Annotated in this window: 19 protein-coding genes and 1 pseudogene; 17 read left to right on the top strand and 3 right to left on the bottom strand. The window is 62.9% G+C overall.

The genetic code is table 11. The features are described from left to right. The first annotated feature begins 84 nt into the window (after positions 1–84). The 9 genes and pseudogenes from MUN84_RS13065 (at position 85) to MUN84_RS13025 (ending at position 11,512) form a co-directional block, all read left to right on the top strand. A complete protein-coding gene (locus MUN84_RS13065) occupies positions 85–708 on the top strand; it encodes a DUF4159 domain-containing protein (RefSeq protein ID WP_244694487.1) in 624 nt (207 codons plus the stop codon). A 498-nt stretch (positions 709–1,206) separates the two neighbouring features. Further along, positions 1,207–6,087 carry a gliding motility-associated C-terminal domain-containing protein gene (locus MUN84_RS13060; protein WP_244694486.1) on the top strand — a complete coding sequence of 1,627 codons (4,881 nt, stop codon included), beginning with the start codon at positions 1,207–1,209 and terminating at the stop codon, positions 6,085–6,087. Between the two features lie 72 nt (positions 6,088–6,159). Then, positions 6,160–7,131: a type IX secretion system membrane protein PorP/SprF gene (locus MUN84_RS13055; RefSeq protein WP_244694485.1), complete on the top strand. Its 972-nt coding sequence runs from the start codon at positions 6,160–6,162 to the stop codon at positions 7,129–7,131. A gap of 493 nt (positions 7,132–7,624) precedes the next feature. Then, positions 7,625–8,601 (top strand): annotated as a pseudogene (locus MUN84_RS13050) (AAA family ATPase). A 285-nt stretch (positions 8,602–8,886) separates the two neighbouring features. Beyond that, positions 8,887–9,105 carry a hypothetical protein gene (locus MUN84_RS13045; protein ID WP_244694484.1) on the top strand — a complete coding sequence of 73 codons (219 nt, stop codon included), beginning with the start codon at positions 8,887–8,889 and terminating at the stop codon, positions 9,103–9,105. Beyond that, positions 9,039–9,758, top strand: coding sequence for a DUF58 domain-containing protein (locus MUN84_RS13040; RefSeq protein WP_317239215.1), 720 nt, complete (start codon positions 9,039–9,041; stop codon positions 9,756–9,758). Before MUN84_RS13045 ends, MUN84_RS13040 begins: the two co-directional genes overlap by 67 nt. Before the next feature lie 67 nt (positions 9,759–9,825). Beyond that, on the top strand, positions 9,826–10,485 hold the full coding sequence (locus tag MUN84_RS13035; protein WP_244694483.1) for a DUF4468 domain-containing protein: 660 nt from the start codon (positions 9,826–9,828) through the stop codon (positions 10,483–10,485). A gap of 158 nt (positions 10,486–10,643) precedes the next feature. Then, positions 10,644–11,195 (top strand): BatA domain-containing protein, encoded by a 552-nt coding sequence (locus MUN84_RS13030; protein WP_244694482.1) that lies wholly within the window; start codon positions 10,644–10,646, stop codon positions 11,193–11,195. Next, positions 11,171–11,512, top strand: a complete 342-nt coding sequence (locus MUN84_RS13025) for a hypothetical protein (protein ID WP_244694481.1) — start codon at positions 11,171–11,173, stop codon at positions 11,510–11,512. The genes MUN84_RS13030 and MUN84_RS13025 overlap by 25 nt, the downstream gene beginning before the upstream one ends. Positions 11,513–11,537: 25 nt before the next feature. Here MUN84_RS13025 and MUN84_RS13020 read toward each other — a convergent pair whose 3' ends face one another. Then, on the bottom strand, positions 11,538–11,771 hold the full coding sequence (locus MUN84_RS13020) for a hypothetical protein (protein ID WP_244694480.1): 234 nt from the start codon (positions 11,769–11,771) through the stop codon (positions 11,538–11,540). A 96-nt stretch (positions 11,772–11,867) separates the two neighbouring features. Here MUN84_RS13020 and MUN84_RS13015 point away from each other — a divergent pair, with 96 nt between their 5' ends. From MUN84_RS13015 to MUN84_RS12980, 8 genes are all read left to right on the top strand, one after another. Then, complete coding sequence (locus MUN84_RS13015) at positions 11,868–12,224, top strand: hypothetical protein (RefSeq protein WP_244694479.1); 357 nt, start codon at positions 11,868–11,870, stop codon at positions 12,222–12,224. A gap of 29 nt (positions 12,225–12,253) precedes the next feature. Continuing rightward, on the top strand, positions 12,254–12,673 hold the full coding sequence (locus tag MUN84_RS13010) for a hypothetical protein (RefSeq protein WP_244694478.1): 420 nt from the start codon (positions 12,254–12,256) through the stop codon (positions 12,671–12,673). 8 nt (positions 12,674–12,681) lie between these two features. Beyond that, the gene (locus tag MUN84_RS13005; protein ID WP_244694477.1) at positions 12,682–13,221 is read left to right on the top strand and encodes a DUF4175 family protein; all 540 of its coding nucleotides are present in this window, start codon (positions 12,682–12,684) and stop codon (positions 13,219–13,221) included. Further along, the gene (locus MUN84_RS13000; protein ID WP_244694476.1) at positions 13,182–13,895 is read left to right on the top strand and encodes a hypothetical protein; all 714 of its coding nucleotides are present in this window, start codon (positions 13,182–13,184) and stop codon (positions 13,893–13,895) included. The genes MUN84_RS13005 and MUN84_RS13000 overlap by 40 nt, the downstream gene beginning before the upstream one ends. Then, positions 13,895–14,068, top strand: a complete 174-nt coding sequence (locus MUN84_RS12995; RefSeq protein WP_244694475.1) for a hypothetical protein — start codon at positions 13,895–13,897, stop codon at positions 14,066–14,068. Before MUN84_RS13000 ends, MUN84_RS12995 begins: the two co-directional genes overlap by 1 nt. 5 nt (positions 14,069–14,073) lie before the next feature. Next, a complete protein-coding gene (locus MUN84_RS12990; protein ID WP_244694474.1) occupies positions 14,074–14,541 on the top strand; it encodes a hypothetical protein in 468 nt (155 codons plus the stop codon). A 76-nt stretch (positions 14,542–14,617) separates the two neighbouring features. Further along, on the top strand, positions 14,618–15,508 hold the full coding sequence (locus MUN84_RS12985; protein ID WP_244694473.1) for a hypothetical protein: 891 nt from the start codon (positions 14,618–14,620) through the stop codon (positions 15,506–15,508). A 5-nt stretch (positions 15,509–15,513) separates the two neighbouring features. Continuing rightward, positions 15,514–16,398, top strand: coding sequence for a hypothetical protein (locus tag MUN84_RS12980; RefSeq protein ID WP_244694472.1), 885 nt, complete (start codon positions 15,514–15,516; stop codon positions 16,396–16,398). Positions 16,399–16,412: 14 nt separating this feature from the next. Here MUN84_RS12980 and MUN84_RS12975 read toward each other — a convergent pair whose 3' ends face one another. Together MUN84_RS12975 and MUN84_RS12970 are read right to left on the bottom strand one after the other, a co-directional pair. After that, positions 16,413–16,604 carry a hypothetical protein gene (locus tag MUN84_RS12975; protein WP_244694471.1) on the bottom strand — a complete coding sequence of 64 codons (192 nt, stop codon included), beginning with the start codon at positions 16,602–16,604 and terminating at the stop codon, positions 16,413–16,415. A 150-nt stretch (positions 16,605–16,754) separates the two neighbouring features. Next, positions 16,755–17,000, bottom strand: a complete 246-nt coding sequence (locus MUN84_RS12970; RefSeq protein WP_244694470.1) for a hypothetical protein — start codon at positions 16,998–17,000, stop codon at positions 16,755–16,757. Between the last annotated feature and the right edge of the window lie 128 nt (positions 17,001–17,128).

Here is a 17,128-nt window from a genome sequence, read left to right as displayed (position 1 = left end):
AAAATCTATCTTCGTTGCCGCCCTGGTAAGCCACCTTCCGGGCGGGGCGGAGTCTTTCGGCCGTTTTCCTATCTAGCTTCCTTCATGCCCGCTCCTTTTACCTTCGTGCGTCTGCAATACCGCTCCGGCGACTGGGATGCGGTAGATGAGCGGATGCCAGCCAACCTGCTGCACTCCCTGGTGCAGTACACCAAGGTACCCGTGACTGCCAAGGAAAAGGTAGTAGCCCTCGACTCGCCGGAGTTATTTCGCTACCCCTTCTGCTACCTCTCGGGCCACCGGCTGGTGCAGTTCTCGGCCCCGGAAAAAAAGAATTTCGAGCAATATGTACGCGGCGGCGGCTTCGTGTTCGTGGACGACTGCAACCACGACATCGACGGGCTGTTTGCCCGCTCCTTCGAGGAGCAGATGCGGGTGTGCTTCGGGGCCGGGACGCTAAAGAAATTGCCCAAAACGCACCCGATTTACTCCCAATTCTTCAAGTTCCCCGAAGGACCGCCCAACACCGGCTTCGAGCTCAACGGCTGGGGCGACGACCTAGTACACGACTACCTAAAGGGCATCGAAATCAACGGCCGCCTAGCCGTGCTCTACTCCAACAAAGACTACGGCTGCGAGTGGGACTACGACTTTCGCAACAAGCGCTTCCTGGCCGAGGACAACACCAAGTTTGGCGTTAATATCATCCTCTATGCCCTCACGGCCTAGCTTTAACCGCCCCGCTGCAAGCAAGGGCGGCTTGTGCAGTTAGCTAGCTCGCACTAACAACCAAGACCTAGGACTTTCTACTTAGGATGGGTTCTAACTGAAAAAGAGCAGGAACTTGAGCTTGGGTTTGACGCATATGTTTCGTCACCCGAACCGGATACTAAGTGTCCCGCTTCAATCGTTTACTTATTAGGGGAACGTCAGCGCCCGAGCGGCTCGGCATAATGGTTCTATTTCCTACTTCTACCGGACTGTTTGTGGGGCCTGGATACTGCATTCCAGTTCAATGAGGCGGAAGTAAAGGGGCAAGAACTTCGTCTAGCACTATTCGGACATTAGGTTGCACAAACCTGGCCAACAGTGTGTAGCTTTACTGAAACCGGCTAGCAGCTCTTTTCTGCAGAAACTGACCATTAGGCTCCGTTTCTGCAAGGCGGTTAGTGCTACTTTTTTTTACCGCCTACCTGCTTCCCCGTCCTCCCACTCACCTGCCCCACTATGCGCGCAGAACTATCGTACCGTACTCATAATCAGCTCTTTCTTCTATCCACGCTTAGTCGGCTGCTACGCGGCTGCACCCGGCGCTTGAGCGGGCAAACGCGTCCGGCAGCCTGGCTGCTGGCGCTGCTGCTGCTGAGTGGCACCACCACAACCCTGGGGCAGACCACGCCGTCCTCGCCGGAGTGCGCGGCCGATGAGAAGTTTGCCAACACATGGTACTTCGGTTTCAAGGCGGGGCTGGACCTCAACCAGGCCTCGGCCGACTCTCTTCCGAAAGTACTCACTGATGGAGCGATGGATGCCCCCGCCGGCTCGGGGGTGATGTCGGATAAGGACGGTAAAATCCTTTTTTACAGCAACGGCGAAACCGTTTGGAACGGCGACGGCACGGTGATGACCAACGGCACGGGACTGGCCGGCAACCGCTTCACTACCGATGGCCCCCTACCCCTCAAGATGCCGGGTATCCCGCAGCCGGGCCAACCAACGCGCTACCTGCTCTTCACTTTGAATAGCACCGTGGGCCTGAGCTACTCGGAAATAACTATTCCCGCGGGTGGTGGGCCGGGCACCGTGGTGGCCGCCACCAAAAACACGCCCCTGGCCCGCGGCACGGCGGAGAAACTCACGGGCGTATTTCATAAAAATGGCTGTGATATCTGGGTTATCACGCACGGCTGGGGCGACGCCAAGTCCGGCAATGACAACAGGGGCGACGCCTTTCTGGCCTACCGCGTGCGGCAAGCAGCCGGCTATGTAGGTCCGGTTCTCATCGACGCGCCGATTCCCTCCACGGTAGGCAGCCTGCACGCGCCGAGCGTGTCGGCCCTGGGCTACAAAGGCCAGATGAAGGTGACTCCCGATGGCCAGCGGCTGGCCCTGGCCCGCTACAGCGAAGTAGTAGGCGACAGCAGCAGCACCGTCGAGCTGTTTGGCTTTGATACCAGCACGGGCCAAGTGAGTGCCAACCCACAGGTTCCGTACATCGTGGACAGCGGCGAAGGAAAATACTATGGGGTGGGATTTTCACCCGGTAGCTACCTCTATGCCACGGTACGCAACCCGCCCAAGCTGCTGCAATTCGATATCAGCGGCCGCGGGCCAGTTACCAAGCAAGACATTCCGCTCAAACAGAAGACTCCGGCCGACCTAGGCTCGCTGCAGGCCGCGCCCGATGGCAAGATTTACGTGGCCCGCGACAACCAGCCTGCGCTGGGCTTCATCTCCTATCCAGACTCGCTGGGAGCCAAGGTCGGCTACGCCGACGACAGCCTGCAGCTGGGCGGCCGCCTGAGTGGCCTGGGCCTGGTCAACTTCAACCAAAGCTCCTTGCTGCGCGTGGGGCCCAGCGCGGAGATAACGGGTTGTCGGCAGATTACTTTCACGGCCCCGCCCATTGACTTCGATAATAAGAGGTACCTATGGACGTTTGGCGACGGCACTACCTCAACCGAAGAGAATCCTGTTCATACGTACGCTACGCCCGGCAACTACACCGTAACGCTGCGCATCACAACCGACTGCTTTTGCCGTGAAAGCTCAGGCCTTATTCAGGTACCGGATTTGCCAGTACCGGGTAGCATTGCGGCACCTCAGACACTGTGCGCCGGCACTGCGCCGGCCACTCTTACCAGCAGCGCCAGTGCTTCCAGCGACGCCGACCTGCCGCTCACGTACCAGTGGGAATCCTCGACGGATAACACCACTTTCACGGCTATTACTGGAGCGAATGGTCCTACCTACACGCCCCCAAGCTCGCTGCCAGTCGGCACAACCTATTTCCGTCGGCGGGTACAATTGCTGCTGCCTGACCAGTCAGGTCCTTACTGCGAATCCCGCACTACCGCTTCGGTAGCCATTACGGTTCTGCCCGCCCTGACGCCGGGCAGCATTGCCGCCAACCAAACCGTGTGCGCCGGCAGCCCCGTGGCGCCCTTAACCAGCACGGCCCCGGCCACGGGCGGCACCGGCACGTTCGCCTACCAGTGGGAATCATCGACGGATAATACCACTTTCACGGCCATATCCGGCGCTACGGGCGAGACCTTCACGCCTGGCGCACTAACGGTTACTACCTATTTCCGCCGCCAGGTACTTTCTGGGGCTTGCACCACCACGCCTTCCAACGTTGTGACAATAACGGTGGTGCCGGCTTTGGCGGCCGGTACCATTGCCGCTAACCAAAGCATCTGCGCGGGTGGTACGCCTGCTCCCCTCACCAGCGAAACCCCAGCGACGGGTGGCGCGGGCACCATTGACTATCAGTGGGAATCGTCGGCGGATAATGTGACTTTTGCCCCAATTAACGGGGCCAACGGGCCAACGTTTGCGCCCGGTACGCTCACGGCCACTACCTACTTCCGGCGGCGGGCAAGCTCAGGTACCGCCTGCGCTCCGGTTGTGTCTAATGTGGTTGCCATCACCGTGGCACTGGCCCTGACAGCGGGTACTATCGGCTCGAATCAGATGCTGTGCCCCGGCGCTACCCCCGCCCCGCTCACCAGCACGGCTCCGGCTGCGGGCGGCACCGGCGCGCTGGCGTATCAGTGGGAATCATCCACGGACAATACTACTTGGACCGCTATACCCGGAGCTACCAGCGAAACCTTCGCGCCTGGCCCACTGACGGGTACTACTTACTTCCGACGGGCCGCGACGTCAGGTGCCTGCGGCCCCGTGTACTCGCCTACCGTCACCTTGACGCTACTACCCGCGCTTGTTGCCGGCAGTATTGCCGCCGACCAAACTGTGTGCGCGGGTGCAACGCCGGCCCCGCTCACCAGCGCAGCCGGAGCCAGCGGTGGTACGGGCACATTCGCTTACCAGTGGGAATCATCGACGAATAACTCGACCTGGACGGCTATAGCCGGGGCGACCAGCGCCGACTACGCGCCGGGCCCGCTCACGGCTAGCACGTATTTCCGTCGCCGGGTTACGTCGGGAGCCTGCGGGCCGGAGTACTCTCCTTCCGTCCTGATTACGGTGTTGCCCGCCCTGACAGCGGGTACTATCGGCTCGAATCAGACGCTCTGCCCCGGCGCTACCCCCGCCCCACTCACCAGCACGGCCCCGGCCGCCGGTGGCACCGGCGCGCTGGCGTATCAGTGGGAATCATCAACGGACAATACTACTTGGTCGGCTATTGCCGGAGCCACTGCCGAAACCTTTGCCCCTGGCCCACTGACGGGTACTACCTTTTTCCGGCGGCGCGTAACTACCGGGCCCTGCGGGCCGGTCTTTTCCAATGTTGTCACGCTCACGGTGCTGCCTGCCCTCACAGCCGGTACCATTGGCAGCAACCAGACGGTGTGCCCCGGGGCCACCCCGGCCCCGCTCACCAGCACAGCTAGCGCCGGGGGCGGTACGGGCGCGTTTGCCTATCAGTGGGAATCTTCGCTGGACAACTCGACCTGGACGGCAGTAGCGGGTGCCACCGGCGAAACCTTCGCCCCCGGTCCGCTCACGGTTACTACGTATTTCCGCCGCCGGGTAACATCGGGGGCGTGCGGGCCGGAGTATTCGCCTTCCGTGGTGCTGACGGTGCTGCCCGAGCTTCTTGCGGGTAGCATCAGCGCCGATCAGGACGTTTGCGCGGGCACTGCGCCTAATCCGCTCAGCGGCGGTGGAGCCAGCGGTGGCACCGGCACGTTTGCCTACCAGTGGGAATCTTCCACGGACAACTCGAACTGGTCGGCTATTGCGGGGGCCACTACCCCAACGTTTGCACCCGGTCCGCTGCAAGCCACTACCTACTTCCGGCGGCGGGTAACGTCGGGCACGGGCACCTGCGCCACGGCGGTTTCCAACGTCGTAACGATTCGGGTGACGCCCCTAGTGACGCCCACCGTGACCCTGGCTACCCCGCCCGTGCAATGTCCTGGCACACCGTTGACCTTCACGGCTGTGGCAACCAATGCGGGTACTGCGCCTACGTTCCAGTGGTTTGTTAACAACGTGGCCGTAGCCAGCGGCCCTACTTTCACGAGCAGCACCGTAGTAACCGGCGACCAAGTGCGGGTGCAGGTGACGCCCACGGCGGGGCTGTGCAGCACGGGTCCGGCCGTGGCCACGGTTACTGTTACGCGCACCCCTACGCCCCAGCCCACCCTCACGATTACGGTGCAGCCGGGCGGGCCCGTGTGCTTGGGCGCCCCGCTTACCTTCAGCATTGCCAACGTGACGGAGGCGGGCCCTACCCCCACCTATCAGTGGCAGGTGAACGGCAGTGACGTAGCCGGGGCTACGGGCCCGGTATTCACCAGCACTACCCTGCGCGCGGGCCAGATCGTGACCCTGCGCCTGCGCACTACCAACATCTGCGCCCAGCCCGTAACGGCCGTTTCTAATGGCATACCCGTTCAGATTCAGCCACCAGTTGACGTGGATGCCGGGCCCGATCGGGAGATTCTGGCCGGTACCTCCATCACGCTGGAAGGCCGCGCCGATGGTACCTACCCCGTGCGCTGGACGCCCGCGGCGGGCCTAACCTTCCGGGGCGACTCCTTGCGGCCCGTGGCCGCGCCCAGGGTAACAACGACCTACACCCTCTCGGCCGGGGCCGGTGGCTGCGCCGATTCTGACCAGGTGACCATCACCGTGCGGCCAGCCATCCGCATTCCCAACGCCTTCTCGCCCAACGGCGACGGGCGCGACGACACCTGGCAGATTGAGTTCATTGAGCAGTTTCCCGACAACACGGTCAGCGTGTTCAACCGCTGGGGCAACCGGGTATTCTCGGCCAACAACTACGGTCGGGCCAGCGAGTGGCGCGGCGACATCAACGGCCAGCCCGCGCCAGTGGGCACCTACTACTACGTGGTCGTCACGAAAGGTCCGCTGGGCAAGTCCTACAGCGGGTCCATTACCATTCTGTATTAACGAAGCGCCCGGCCGGGCTCAGGAGGTCTGGCCGGGTACTTTTTTCGACAAGACTTTACGGCAATTTCTGCTATGAAAAAAGCCCTACTTCTACTGCTACTTCCGCTGCTGTTGCTGGCGGCCGGGCCGGCCCTGGCCCAGCAGCAGGCCCAGTACAGCCAGTACATGAACAATAACTACATCCTCAACCCGGGTACTACCGGCGTGGAGGATTACATCGACGTGAAAACCAGTTACCGCACCCAGTGGACGGGCCTGGAAGGCGCACCCAAAACCTACTACCTCACGGCCAGCTCCTCGCTAGGCAAATGGCGCAGCACCAGCAAGCGCACCCTGCACGACCGGCGCCGGCCGTTCCATGCGGTGGGCGGCATGGTGTATCGCGACGTAACCGGCCCCACGAGCCGCACCGGCGCCTACCTTTCCTACGCCTACAACTTGGTGCTGACTCCTAAAATTAGGGCGGCGCTGGGCGTGTCGGCGGGCATGCAGCAGTTTGCCGTCGATGGGCAGCAGCTGCGCTTCTACGACACGACCTCCTACGCGGGCAGCGCCGCCTCACGGGTGTTGGATGGCTCCATTGGCCTGTGGGTGTACAGTTCTAACTTCTACGTGGGCATTTCGGGAGCACAGCTGCTGGGCAACAAGCTCGACTTCTCCTACGAACTCAACGGGGAGGGTGCGGGCACGGGCAACACCCTGAAGCGCCACTACTTTGCCACGGCCGGGGTGCGGGTGCCCCTCAGCGACGATTGGTCGTTGGTGCCCTCCGTGCTGGTGAAGGCCGTAAATCCCGCCCCGCTCTCCCTCGATATCAACGCCAAGCTCAAGTACCAGGATCTACTCTGGGTTGGCGCATCGTGGCGGGCGTTCGACTCGGTGGTGGGCATGGTGGGGCTAAGCTACGAGCAGCTGACGGTGGGCTATTCTTACGACGCCGGTCTTTCCGAACTGGCGGGCTACCACGGCGGTAGCCACGAGGTACTGGTGGGCCTGCGGTTAAAGAAAAAAGCCCAAGTGGTATGTACCAACCGGTTCTGGTAGAATCATAACCTACTACCTAGCAGGCAAATAGACAGGACGAGCGTCTCACTAGTTGTTCTGGCTGGGTTAAGTTGACAGTTAAGACAAGCACGTCATGCAGAGGCGGAGCCGCAGCAGCTCGCGTGGTGCCATTGAGGTAGTAACTCTAGCATCAGCGAGCTGCTTTGGCTCCGCCTCTGCATGACGGTCTGTTTATTTGGAAGCTGACTTTTGCGTCCTGCTTACCTAGCTCCTACAGCTTACTACCTCGGCAAGCTGCCCGGTGAAAGCAAGAGGTGAAAGCTAGCCTAACCCAATGAAAACGGCGGGAGTGGTTGCGTATTACGGTTTGAAGTAGATACTTGCGGCGCAGGGCGCTACCTAATCAGGCAGTTTATGGGTTAGCGGCCGAATAAAATGAGCCGTTACCCAGCGTCCGACGCATCCTTGCGGCGCTATATCTGACTTTGTCCCAGCGCATCCTTCTTCTCTCCCGATTTTCAACGCCGTTTCCGTGACCGAACAAGACGTTACTCGCCTCCTTCAGAAAATACCACAGCTCAAACAGGAAATCGGGAAGGTCATTGTGGGCCAGCAGCAGGTGCTGGATGAAGTATTAGTAGCCCTGCTCGCGGGGGCCACGCCCTGCTGGAAGGCGTGCCGGGCCTGGCCAAGACCCTACTGGTGCGCACCCTGGCCCAGGCCACCGACCTACCCTTTCGCCGCATCCAGTTCACTCCCGACCTGATGCCGACCGACATTCTGGGTACCGAGATTCTGGAGGAAGACCACGGCACCGGGCACCGCTCCTTCAAGTTCAACGAGGGACCCATTTTCGCCAGCCTCGTGCTGGCCGACGAAATCAACCGAACCCCGCCCAAAACTCAGGCGGCCCTGCTGGAAGCCATGCAGGAAGGCCACGTGACGTACGCCGGCCAGGAGCACGCCTTGCCCAAGCCCTTCTTCCTGCTGGCCACGCAAAACCCGATTGAGCAAAGCGGTACCTACCCTCTGCCCGAAGCCCAGCTCGACCGATTTCTGCTCTACATCCGCATTGGTTACCCCACGGAGCAGGAAGAGCTGGCTGTGCTCAGCGGCACTACCGGCACCGTGCGCCAGCAGGTGCAGCCCGTGCTGGGTGGCGAAGACGTGCGCCAGCTCCAACAGCTTACGCGCCAAGTGAGCATTAGTGCGGAGCTGCTGAGCTTGGTAAACCGCCTGGTGCGCGCTACCCGTCCGGCTACCTCAGAAGTCAAGTTCATCCGCGACTACGGCCGCTGGGGTGCGGGTCCGCGCGCCGGGCAGGCCCTGATTTTATGCGCCAAAGCCCGGGCCCTGATTCACGGCCGCTTCGCCGCTACCCTGGAAGACTTGCAGACGCTGGCTCCGGCCGTACTGCGCCACCGGGTGCTGCTGAACTTCAACGCCGAAGCCGAAAACCTGACCACCGATGACGCCGTGCGGGAGCTACTAAAGGCGGTTTCCCTGTAAGGGGTGAAAGTAGAAGTTGGGAGGTAGTTTTTAGTTGTCAGCTGTCAGAGGGTAGTTGTTAGGGATAGTTTTCGCTGACCCCCGAAGGCCGTCATACTGAGCTTGCCGAAGCATCTCTACCACTTCATTGTAGTAATAACCGAACCCGGCGGGAGAGATGCTTCGCTACGCTCGGCATGACAGCCGTAATGGTAAACAGTTTATAATCAACAAGTAGCAAATTCTATCTAACAACCAGCAACTCCTACCCTCTCCTCCTTCCTACCCTCATACCCTATTTAAAACATGCTGACTCCCGAACACCTGCACGCTTTGCACAACCTGCCCCTGGCCGCCAAGCGGGCGGCGGAAGGGCTGCTGCACGGGGCCCACGCCAGCCGTCGGCGCGGGCGGGGCTGGAGTTCAGCCAGTACCGGCCCTACCAGCCCGGCGACGACCTGCGCCGGCTGGACTGGCGCCTGGCCGCCCGCTCCGACCGGTACTACCTGCGCGAGTCGGAGGTAGACACCAGCCTAGTCGTGCACCTCGTGCTGGACGCCACGGCCAGCATGAACCACCGCGACGATAACGGCCTGACCAAGCTCGATTATGGCCGGTTGCTGTGCGCGGCCCTGGCCTACGTAGCCAGCCAGCAGGGCGACGCCGTGGCCCTTACCATTCTGCACCCGGCCGGCCTGCGCCACCTGCCGCCCCGCGCCGATGCCCGCCAGCTCCCGCGCCTCTACCACGCCCTGGAAACGGCGGAGGCCGCCGGCTCTTTTCCCGATGCCGCTACCTTGGCCCCGCTAACGGCCCGCCGGCAGCCGGCCCTAACCATCTGCGTGAGTGATTTGTACGAGGAAGAGGGGGAGATTGAGCGGCTCCTGACCCGCCTGCGTGCGGCCTCCGGCGAGGTGCTGCTGCTGCACTTGCTGGCCCGTAACGAGTTAGCCTTCACCTTCCGCGGGGCCGTTACCTTCGAGGATTTGGAAACCGGCCGCACCCTGCAACTCGATGCTGATCAGCAGCGCCGAGGCTGGCAGCAGCACCTGCAGCAGTGGCTCCGCGACACGGCCCAGCGCGCCCGCACCCACGGCTTCGACTACTACCAGCTTAGCACAGCCGAGCCGCTTACCAGCGCCCTGCGCGAATTTCTGCGCCGCCGTAGCCTCGCGTAGGCAGTGGATGGCCTAAGTTCGGTCGAATATTTGCTTCACCTGATATTCTACTTATTCCCTCAGGTATATGAAGCATTATCTTCTCCTTCTTGCTCTCAGCATTATTTCTCACGTAGCTCAGGCCCAGCGCGTACGCCCGCTGCCGGTAGTGCCCGTGGACAGCGCCAGCCAACGTATCTGTTATCGGGGCACCTTGGCCACGCCGGCCCTACCCGCCACCGAACTCTACGGCCGGACGCAGGAGTGGCTGGCCCGGCAATTCGAAGACTACGACGCCGTGGTAAAGTTCTCTGACCCCGGTCGGGGCATCCTGATGGGTCAGGCCATTGTTCGGGCCCACGGGCCGGCCCAGAAAAACCAATTTGCGCGGGAGTTTAACCTACTGTTCCGCTTTTGCTTTCGGGTACAGGCGGGCACCCTGCGCTACGAGCTAACGGATATCAGCTACCCCCGGTATACAACCACTTCCGCCGCCGTCGATGCGGGCAACGGGCTAGCGGCGGATGGGCTAGTGGGCTGGCTGCGGCAAGATGAGTTTTCCCGCATCAGCACCACCGAAGCGCAAACCTACCGGCAGCCCGTGGAGCCGGAGTTGCGCGACTACGACCAGTATACGGAGAAGGGTGCGCCCCGGCCCCGCATGCTCCAGCAGTGCCAGGGCATTCAGGAGGCCATGACTACGCTGTTGGCTTCGCTGAGCCAGGAGCTGGTTAGCCCCCGCCTCTAGAGCAGGTAGGGAGCCTGCATTTGTCTGGTAGTTGGTGGGTAGCCGCAACGCCCGTGGTTAAAGTTGTGTCTGTGATTCGGTTTGACCTACTTGTAGCCCCGTTCCCTTCTTCCGCACCTAGCGCCCGGCTGGGCGCCTGACCAGAAACTGCTTTTCCCTTGCCCCACCTCTTTTTTCAACATGCCACCGCCGGTTGGCTGGCCTTATTGGGGCTGGTGGTACCGCTGGCTATTTACCTCTGGAACCGGCGGCCGGGGCGGGTGGTGCAGGTGGGCAGCGTGCGGTGGCTGGAAGCGGCAGCCAACCGGCGCCTACGCAACATCAGGCCGGAGCAACTGCTGCTGTTCCTGCTTCGCGCCGGTATTCTGGGGCTACTGGCTCTGGCCGTGGCAGGTCCGGCCCAGCGCCAGCCCCTACCCCCGCTGCGTGGACAGGTGCTGCTTAGTGCGGAAGCAACACCCGAGCAGGTAGCCACCGTGCGGCCGGTGCTAGATTCGCTCCGGCGGCGCGGCTTTGAGCTGCGGCGGCTAGGTTCCCACCAACCCATCGGGGGCCCGTTGCCTGGGCTACCGTGGGGCTCGGCGAGGCAGGCACAGCCCCCAATTCAGCTTCTTCTATTTCCACTGCCCCGCCTACTACACTTCCGCTCAACCTTTGGAGCGCCGCGCAACAAGCCGCTGATTCTTTGCCAAACCGGCCGCTGGTGGTAGTAGCGCCGCTTACGCTGGCCTCTTTCGCGGGCACCCGCCCATCCTTGCCCGCGGCCGTGCAGTGGGTGCCTCTCCCCCTCCCCGATTCCGTGACGTGGCCCGTAGCGGCTTGGCGCCCCCACCCCGACAGCCTTGGGTTGCTGCTGGCTAGCGGTGTCGAAACGGGCATTGCCTTCCGGCGCGTCCGCCGCTCGTGGCCCGCTACTAGCGGCCCCATTACCGGGCTGGGCCCGGGGTGCAGGTACAATTTAATGCGGAGCGGCAGCAGTTTACAACGAAGAACGCCCGCAATATCAGCCAATCATTGCCTCTCCTGAATCGGCCCCCGCGGCTGGCTGTAAGCTATGACGCGGCCCATGCTTCTTCGGCCCGGGTGCTGGTGGCGGCGTTGCGGGCGGCGGGCTCCGTGCTGCCGCTACCACCGCAGCTAGCCGTTGCTACCACCGCTCCGGCCGCTACCGATTCGTTGGACTGGCTTTTCTGGCTGCGCGACTCACCCGTTCCGGCAAGCTGGTCGGCGCGGGTTGGGGCAGGGTTGCGGGTGTGGCAGGAGGCCCGGGGCGGTGGGCAGGCCATGGCTAGCAGTTTTTTGCCCCCGGCAGCGCCGCGCCCATTCGGCTGCAACGGCTTGACACCACCCAGGCCCTAAATTCAGCCGCCAATATCTGGCCTTTGGCTACGGGCCAGCCGCTACTTTCCCTGAGAGCAGCCGGCACGGGCGGCTGGTACCACTTGCGCACCCGTCTCGACCCTACCTGGAGCGAGCTGGCCGACAGCCCGGAGTTGCCGGCACTTTTCCTACCCTGGCTGCTGCCTCGTACTACCGCCGCTTCTTCCTTTTCTGACCCGCGGCCCATGCCCCTGGCCCAACTCCAGCCCGGCCCGGCTGCCCAGCGTCCAACCGTTTCCGCGCCGCCCCTCCGGGCACCGGAGCGTGACTTAGCGCCGTGGGTAGTCGGTGCAGCCGGGGTATTGTTTGGCCTAGAGCGGCTGCTGGCTTCCCGGCGGTCCAGCCAGCAGGCCGCCTGAATTCATTTCTGAACCCGCTGCCTTTTCGCATGAGTCCGCTCACCGCCACTGTTTCTGCCCCCGACACCGCGCTGCGGGCTGCTCACCGAGCCTGGGCCGTGCGCCGCACCTTGGTTCTGCTGATGCCAGCCGGGGCGGTAGCTGCATTGCTGCTGCTGACGTACCTGGGTTGGCCGGCCCTGCAACCCGCGGTGCTGGTAGCCGGCGCCGTGGCCGCGGCAGGACTGGGCTGGTTGCTGTGGCGCATTTGGCAGAGCCCCTTACAGCACGTAGCCCGCCGCCTGGATCGGCTGCATCCTGAGTTGGAAGACAGCACAGGCTTACTCCTACGTCCCGGCACGAGTCTGAACTTGTTGGAGCAGCTGCAGCAGGAGCGAGTTGTAAGCCGGCTGCCTCAACTAGCTGCGGCGGCCCCCTTATTCCTGTTCGGTTCAAAGGCCCCTTGCTAGTTACGGCCGTGGCGCTCCTGCTGGCGGCCCTGGCCTGGTGGCAGCGCCCCGCCGGACTCGTTACGAGTAGTGCGGCGGCTGGCAAGCCCGTACCGGTTCGGTTTGAAAACCAGGCAACCTTACCTGAATCGGCGGCCCGCATCCTGGAAACCCGCTTGTGGGTAGTACCGCCCGCGTACACCCGGCGGCCCGCCCTGGCCCCAACGGAAGCCTCGTTCCGCTGCATTCAAGGCAGCCGAGTGCGCTGGACGGTGCGGGTAAGCCGCCTCGGCAAAACCCCGCCCGTGCTGGAGTTGGGCCGGCGGCAGTTGCGCCTGCGCGCGGTGCCAGGTCGCCCCTCCGAATTCGTGGCTGAGGCTACCCTGTCGGCTTCCACTTTGTACCGGCTGCGCTTTGCGGGGCAGGTTTCGGAGGAATATGCCATTGAAGTACAGCCCGACCAAGCCCCCACCATTCGCCTAATTACTCCGAAAGCCTACACCCTGGTGGAGTTTGGGCGCCCCCGCAGGTGGCAGTGCGCGCCCAATTGCAGGATGATTACGGCCTGACGCGCGCCCGGCTGGTGGCCACCATTGCCCAGGGCCAGGGCGAAGCCGTCAAGTTTCGGGAAGTAGCCACCGACCTGAGTGCGGCGTTGCGTGGTCAGCCCGCGAGTGTCAGCGTACAGCACCTGCTCCGGCTGCCAGCCCTGGGCCTTACGTACGGCGACGAGGTGTATTTCTACCTGCAGGCCTGGGACACTCACCAGCAGCTTACCCGCTCCGACACGTACCTGGTGCAGTGGGAGGATACCACCGTGCAGGAAAGCGCCCTGGATGTTTCCCTGGGCGTGAATGCCAAGCCGGCCTACTTCCGCAGTCAGCGCCAGATCATCATTGACACCGAAAAGCTGCTGGCCGAACAAGCCAGCCTCCCGGCGCCTACCCTGCTGGAGCGCGCTAACGGTATAGGCTTCGACCAGAAGATTTTGCGCATGCGCTACGGCAAGTTTTTGGGCGAAGAGGCCGATGAAAATATTGGGGGCGCTACCCGTCCGCCGGTGGCAGATGAGCCGGCCGAGGAGCCGGGCCTGGGCTCCGTAGTGGCCGAAGACCACACCGAAGCCGCGCCGGCCGCTACCCCCAAGCTCACCGACGGGCACTCGGCCGATGATGGCCACGACCACGGCCACACTCCCCGTCAACCGATGCCCCGGCCGGCGCGGCCCTTACTGCCGAGCTGATGGAGCCCTACATCCATCACCACGACGATTCCGAAACGGCCGACTTTCTAGAGCCGGCCGTAAAGGCCAAGCTGCAAGCCGTGCTGAGCCAGATGTGGGAAGCCGAGTTGCGCCTGCGTACCGGTCGGCCCGCGAGGCTCTGCCCTTCGAGTACCGGGCCCTGCGCCTGCTAAAGCAAGTGCAGCAGCAAACCCGCGCTTACGTTAAAAAAGCTGGCTTCACGCCCCCGCCCATGCCCGAAGCTACTACCCGCCTCACCGGCGACTTGGCCGGCACGGCCGCTCCCCAACTTCGGCGACAGGTGGCGGCCCCACCCCGCCAGCCCGTGGTGCGGGCCGCTCTGGGCGTGCTCACCCAGCTGCGCGAACAGCACCGACCAACCGGCGCCGCCACCACGCTTGACCAGGCCGGGCAGGAATTAGCCCGCGCGGCCCTGCAACAGCCGGGTCGCTACCTCAGCGCCCTGCGCGAGCTACGCCGCCTGAGCACGGCCTTGCGCACTGGGCAACCCGTTCCGGAAGCGGCCCTACCGGGCATTGAGCGGGCCCTGACGGAGCTGCTACCACCCGCGCCCGTTACGCCGCCCCATCCGCAGGCTCCAAGCAACCGCTTAGCCCGGCGCTACCTCCAGGAGCTAAGTCGCTGAGGTAGCAGCGGCCCCTACCCGCTCCTATCTTGGTCTTATTCACCCATTTCCCGCCGCTGAACCTTTTTTCTTACCGATGCTGTACTTTCTTGCTTTCTGTCTGCTGCTGGCGGTGACGCTAACCGTGGCTGCCTGGCGCCGGGCTGACCGCCGACGGCGGGTGTTGCGGATAGGAGCCGGACTACTAGCAGTTGCGGGGCTTTGGCTGGCAGCTTACCCTCCGGTTCGCACCCAACAGCATCCGGCTACCCAGGCAGCTATTCTTCTCACTGATTCCTATTCGCCGGATACTTTACGCCAGCTGCTACGTCGCCTGGCTCCGGGTACGCCCGTGTGGCGCTACGCGGCCACCGCCCCCGACACGCCTACCCTTGGCAATCTGCTTGCCTTACGTCAGCGCCTGCCTCAGTTGCGTGCCGTGCATGTGCTGGGCCAGGGCCTACCCGCCGCCGACGTGTCGGCGCTGCAAGGCCTGCAGGTCGTCAGTTATTTACCACCCGTGGCCGCGGCTTTCCACTCAGCTGCTTGGCCCCGGCAGCCTGAACTGGGCCAGCCGTGGTTTATTGAGGGCTACTACCAGGGAGAAGCTGGGGAGCCGGCCTGGGTTAGCTTACGGGCCGCGGGCGCGGGCCGCGACTCGGTGCAGCTGCCCAAAGGCCGCGGCAGCTTCCGGCTCCGCTTTACTCCCAAAATGACCGGGCGGGCGGTGTATACCCTAGTTGCGCGCCAAGATGGCCGGCGCCAGGCTCAGGAGCCAGTGCCCTTGGAAGTACGCCCTACCCGGCCCTTGCGCGTGCTGTTGTTGGCGGCCGCGCCGTCGTTTGAGGTTCGGTTTCTGAAGAACTACTTAGCGTCCCAGCAGCACGCCGTGGCCTTACGCACGGGACTAAGCCGAGGCCTTACGCAAACCGAATTTCTGAACTTTCCTACCCCCCAGACCTCACGCGCGTCACCTCCCCTTTGCTAGGCCGCGTGGAAGTTGTCATAACCGATGCTACCTCTTTGGCTTCTTTAAGCGGCACCGAGGCCGCTGCCCTTGCTCAGGCAGTGCGCACTGGCGCGTGCGGGCTGCTGCTGATAGCGGATGCGCCGGCCTTGCCGCGAAGTTTACCAGGAGGAAGCAGTCTGTTTCAGCTGCAACCCCAGCCGGCAGCGGCTATGGCCTCCCCGCAGCTTCTGGCCTGGCCGGAGGCGCCGGCTCGCCTGGCTACACTGTTGCCGGCAACGCTTCGCGCTACTACTGGTCTGCGGCCGCTTATTACAACTTCGCAGCAGCAGCCAGTTGCCGCAACCCGCCGCATTGGGCTGGGTCAGGTAGTTGTCACGACGGCTACGGAAACGTTTCCCTGGTTGCTGCAGGGCCAGCAGTCGGCGTACGGCGCCTACTGGAGCCGCTTGCTGACGGCTGTGGTGCCCGCCGCGCCGGCGGCATCGGGTATTCAGTTGGCTACCTCCTGGCCGCGCGTACATACGCCCCTGCTGGTTCGGGTTACAGGCTCCGCTAGTGCTGCGCTGCGCCTGCGAGCCGCCGCGGCGCAAACGCCCGTCCGGGTGGCTTTGCGCCAGGATGAGCACGTGCCAGAGTGGGCGTCGGCGCCGTACTGGCCAGCAACCAGCGGCTGGCACGAGGCCCAGGCCGGAACTGCCCGCGACTGGTTTTACGTGTTCAGTCCCGCGCACTGGCGCGGAATTGCCCAGCAAGAATGGCAACGTCAGCTGGCGCTGTTGCCTACCACGCTACCCCAGCAGTCGGTTACGGAGGCCACAGTTACTACCCACACGGCTTGGCCTCGTTGGTGGGGATACCTGCTGTTTTTGGTATGCGCTGGCCTGCTGTGGGTAGAGGAAAAGCTGTAGACCTCGGCCGCTGGCTAATAGCGGATATCGGGGTGCCCGCTAAGTTGCTCCTGCTGGGGGCTGCCAATCAGGTATTCCCCTACCCACAGCAAGTGCGCGGGCACTGAATCAGGAGCGGGAGCCGCTAGGGCGGCGCAAGGAATGCTGGTAGTAGCACTGCTGGCAGCAGTAGTAGCCGGCTCTTCTGAGGATGATAAAACGGACAAGTTGGTACGGAACAGAAGGAAGCGGACCCAGGCTGCGGAGTCCGGAAGATAGAGCCGCGTGTGGACGGCATCAGCCTACCGAAAAGGCCCGAGCTCCGCTGTGCGGAACTCGGGCCCTAGGAATAACGTACCGGCCAAACCGGCACGTAATTACTTCTGCTCGGTGGTGGTAGTCGTGGTGGTGCTAGCCTCCGTGGTAGTAGCAGCGGGAGCAGCAGTAGCAGCAGCCGTGGTGTCCATGGCAGCAGCCGTGGTGTCGGTGGTAGCCGGAGCCGTAGCCTCTACCGAAGTAGCTTCAGTGGAAGTGGTAGTTTCTTCAGCTTTCTTCGACTCGCAAGAAACGAGGGTAGAAGCGAAAACAACGGCCAGGGCGGATACCTTCAGGAGGTTCTTCATTTTGGTAGTAGGTTTGGAAAATTTTGTCCGAAAAACGCCCTTCATACCCGTAATAACGAATGGTAACCCAACAGTAGAAATTATTTTTTTACTGGGTTACCAAGCCGGGCTCAACGTATTAAGCAACA

Origin of the sequence: Hymenobacter sp. 5516J-16 (assembly GCF_022919335.1) — a bacterium.
Classification (GTDB): domain Bacteria; phylum Bacteroidota; class Bacteroidia; order Cytophagales; family Hymenobacteraceae; genus Hymenobacter; species Hymenobacter sublimis.
The sequence above is the reverse complement of the archived record's forward strand: the minus strand, read 5'-3'. Positions and strand labels throughout refer to the sequence as shown.

Bases quoted from the DNA above. Each gene is read 5' to 3' on its own strand.
- MUN84_RS13065 (WP_244694487.1), top strand. From the start codon at position 85: ATGCCCGCTCCTTTTACCTTCGTGCGTCTGCAATACCGCTCCGGCGAC.
- MUN84_RS13060 (WP_244694486.1), top strand. From the start codon at position 1,207: ATGCGCGCAGAACTATCGTACCGTACTCATAATCAGCTCTTTCTTCTA.
- MUN84_RS13055 (WP_244694485.1), top strand. From the start codon at position 6,160: ATGAAAAAAGCCCTACTTCTACTGCTACTTCCGCTGCTGTTGCTGGCG.
- MUN84_RS13045 (WP_244694484.1), top strand. From the start codon at position 8,887: ATGCTGACTCCCGAACACCTGCACGCTTTGCACAACCTGCCCCTGGCC.
- MUN84_RS13035 (WP_244694483.1), top strand. From the start codon at position 9,826: ATGAAGCATTATCTTCTCCTTCTTGCTCTCAGCATTATTTCTCACGTA.
- MUN84_RS13020 (WP_244694480.1), bottom strand. From the start codon at position 11,771: ATGGCCTGCCCACCGCCCCGGGCCTCCTGCCACACCCGCAACCCTGCC.
- MUN84_RS13010 (WP_244694478.1), top strand. From the start codon at position 12,254: ATGAGTCCGCTCACCGCCACTGTTTCTGCCCCCGACACCGCGCTGCGG.
- MUN84_RS12995 (WP_244694475.1), top strand. From the start codon at position 13,895: ATGGAGCCCTACATCCATCACCACGACGATTCCGAAACGGCCGACTTT.
- MUN84_RS12985 (WP_244694473.1), top strand. From the start codon at position 14,618: ATGCTGTACTTTCTTGCTTTCTGTCTGCTGCTGGCGGTGACGCTAACC.
- MUN84_RS12970 (WP_244694470.1), bottom strand. From the start codon at position 17,000: ATGAAGAACCTCCTGAAGGTATCCGCCCTGGCCGTTGTTTTCGCTTCT.